Source organism: uncultured Chryseobacterium sp. (genome assembly GCF_913776365.1).
In the GTDB taxonomy this organism is placed as follows: domain Bacteria; phylum Bacteroidota; class Bacteroidia; order Flavobacteriales; family Weeksellaceae; genus Chryseobacterium.
In genome coordinates, this window is sequence record NZ_CAJYMO010000326.1 from 1 (window position 1) to 3,111 (window position 3,111).

Annotated in this window: 2 protein-coding genes and 2 pseudogenes; 3 read left to right on the forward strand and 1 reads right to left on the reverse strand. The window is 43.2% G+C overall.

Annotation, left to right across the window (positions count from 1 at the left end; translation table 11 throughout):
- From QZ735_RS17790 to QZ735_RS17800, 3 genes and pseudogenes are all read left to right on the forward strand, one after another.
- Positions 1-245: pseudogene (locus QZ735_RS17790) on the forward strand (hypothetical protein); the annotation flags it as partial.
- Positions 246-473: 228 nt separating this feature from the next.
- Positions 474-1,676, forward strand: a complete 1,203-nt coding sequence (locus tag QZ735_RS17795) for a C1 family peptidase (protein WP_294251380.1) — start codon at positions 474-476, stop codon at positions 1,674-1,676.
- Between the two features lie 373 nt (positions 1,677-2,049).
- The gene (locus QZ735_RS17800) at positions 2,050-2,478 is read left to right on the forward strand and encodes a transposase (protein ID WP_294251383.1); all 429 of its coding nucleotides are present in this window, start codon (positions 2,050-2,052) and stop codon (positions 2,476-2,478) included.
- Positions 2,479-2,697: 219 nt separating this feature from the next.
- Here QZ735_RS17800 and QZ735_RS17805 read toward each other — a convergent pair.
- Positions 2,698-3,111 (reverse strand): annotated as a pseudogene (locus QZ735_RS17805) (12-oxophytodienoate reductase); the annotation flags it as partial.

Below are 3,111 nucleotides of genomic sequence, written 5' to 3' on the forward strand. Positions count from 1 at the left end.
CCAATCAGAAACTCAAGAGGCTGCTGCATATGTCTGCAATGGCAAGCATAAGATGCGATCAGGAAATAAAAGCTTATTTCAAAAGAAAAGTGGAAGAAGGGAAAAATAAAATGAGTGTTTTGAATGCCGTAAGAAATAAATTGGTGCATAGAATAATGGCTGTGATCATACGAAGACAGCCATATCTAAAAAAAGAAGAATTTTTATCAATAAAAAACCTTGAAAACACTTGCACATTAACATAGAAATCTTTGCGTTTTCCAACAGTACCATGCTGGTAAACCGACCGGAAAACTGATCAAATCTGCCTGTACAAACCCTGACACCCGGCAGTGAGACCCTCTGTAATCATGATGGTGATAAACCGACCGGAACGATGCAGCCTTATCATAAAAGTTTTCCACAGCATTTAACTTTTTGCCCTGTAACAAATCTCAAATGCAGACGACTATTCATATAATAATTTTACAGTAATGAAGAATACCCGATTCGCATCATTACTTTTTGTTTTATCTGCAGGAAGTATGATGTTTGCACAGGATGATTTAATCAACAAAATCAAGAACAACCAATCCCAGCATGCCAATTTCCAGTTTACCACCCTGAAGGATGTAGGGGCCACTTCGGTAAAAAACCAGGGTTCTTCCGGGACCTGCTGGAGCTATTCCGGCAACTCCTTTCTTGAATCCGAAATGCAGCGGATGGGCAAAAAGCCGGTTGACCTGGCAGAAATCTTTACCGCAAGAAATTCTTACCACGACAAAGCGAAACTTTATGTCCTGAATAACGGTGCCATCAGCTGGGGCGACGGCGGGGAACTTCATGATGTGATCAATATGTACAAAAAATACGGAGCTGTTCCGCAGGAGGCTTATACCGGACTGCAGCAGGGACAGACCCTCAACAATTTCACTGCAATGCAGGAAAAACTGAAACCGGTACTTGACAGCCTCGTTCAGGCGGGATCAAAAGGAAAGCTTTCGGACAACTGGATGTCTCCTGTAGACGCCATCCTGGACCAGTACCTGGGAAAAATTCCTGCTGATTTTACGTACGAAGGAAAGTCCTATACCCCGAAAACATTTGCTAAAGAAGTGGTAGGAATCAATCCTGACGATTATGTAGAACTTTCCTCTTACAAAGATTATCCTTACTTCCAGAAATTCGTCGTTCCGATTCCGGACAACTGGAGCCATGATTCCGACTGGAACGTGCCGATGAAAGACCTTACCGCCATCATTGACAATGCGGTCAGTAAAGGGTATTCCGTAGGCTGGGCAACCGATGTTACCGAACCTTATTTTTCCTATAAGAACGGGGTGGCTTATGTTCCGGATACAAATCTGGACCTGATTACCAAAGATAATAAAGAAACGTTCTTCACAGAACCGAAGAAAGACAAAACCATTACCGAAGAGATGCGGCAGCAGGCCCTCAACAACCTCTCGACTACCGATGACCATGGAATGCATATTGTAGGACTTGCTAAAGACCAGTCGGGCAAGGAATATTATATGGTAAAAAATTCCTGGGGCATAACGAACGATTTCAACGGCTATATTTACGTGACCCGGCCTTATGTGGAATATAAGTCCACGGCCCTCCTCGTTCATAAGGATGCTTTGCCGAAAAACATCAGGAAACAGCTGAAACCTACAAAAAACATCGGCTTGTAAATTTGATCATTATTGCCGTTGCTACGGTAATTTTAGATATTTTTAATCTGTTAAAAACCGTTTCCGGATTCCGGGAGCGGTTTTATGTTTTGCGCCGGGAGCTGTGAAAGGCATTTCCGGATACCATGATATTGCATATAAAAACAACGATAATATATTGAAATAATAGCAGGGTTTCCGGAAAAAAAATATACATTCGTTCAATTAAAATACAGCTTACACAATGAAAACAACACAGCCTAACCCATTAAGAACGAATGAAATAAATTTTACCGCATGTTACAACTAGGTTTTAGTACAGACACCGGAGAAGATCAGGTGCCTGAGGACATGGTAAAAGAGCGTAAAAAACTGAAAAAATCCGCACTGCTGCATGAAAAATTATAAGCATATCCATCTTGGAAAACTGATATTGCAAAGAGTGAGGGAAAAAAACATGGATTCAGAAAAGATCTGCAGCGTTATGAAATGTACCGAAAAGCAACTTTCGGCGATGTATGAAAGCAAAAGCCTCGATACCGATGTGATTCTGCGTTTCAGCAAGCTGCTGGAATATGATTTTTTCCGTATTTACAGTCAGCACCTTATTATTTATTCACCGCGTTCGGCACAGAGTATCAGCAATCCTGAGCCTGAAAAGTCCGGGCTGCCGCAATTCCGTAAAAACATTTACACAAAAGAAATCATCAGCTTTATCCTGGATTCCATAGCAAAAGGAAAAATTACTAAAAACCAGGTAATTGAACAGTATGGCATTCCAAAAACCACACTGTACAAGTGGCTGAAGGAAAAAGATAAATAGGTACGGAATCTTCTGCAGAAAACAACCTGTCGGCGAAACTTCTCAAACGGCAGGAAACAGACAAAACCGCTCCGGTGTTTTCCCGGAGCGGTTTATCTGAAAAATTTAAATAGGTAAAATAGTATCGGGAATCAGCGGTACTTCCTGCTCCGCAAATGAATAGTGATAGTCAGATGCTGCAATGGAGAGCGAAGCAGGCACGTGAACCGCTCATTTATATCAGTGCAGTACAGCAAGGCTTTCAGCGGAAAAATCTTCAAGCTCTTCTGTCCTGCCTTCTCTTATTTTCTTCACCCATTGCGGGTCCTGCAGCAGGGCGCGGCCCACAGCTACTAAGTCGAAGTCGCCCCTTTCCAGTCTTCTGGTAAGTTCGGACAGATCGGTTTTCCCGGTTCCCTGCCCGGTAAAGGCAGCCATAAAATCCCCTTCCAGCCCTACGGAACCTACTGTAATGGTCGGCTGTCCGGTGATTTTTTTGGCCCAGCCGGCGAAATTCAGGTCGGAACCTTCGAATTCAGCCTCCCAGAAACGGCGTTGCGAGCAGTGGAAGATATCAACCCCGGCTTCTTTCAAAGGCAGCAGCCATTCTTCCATTTCTTCCGGTGTATGGGCCAGCTTCACCGAATAATCCTG

Bases quoted from the DNA above. Each gene is read 5' to 3' on its own strand.
- QZ735_RS17795 (WP_294251380.1), top strand. From the start codon at position 474: ATGAAGAATACCCGATTCGCATCATTACTTTTTGTTTTATCTGCAGGA.
- QZ735_RS17800 (WP_294251383.1), top strand. From the start codon at position 2,050: ATGAAAAATTATAAGCATATCCATCTTGGAAAACTGATATTGCAAAGA.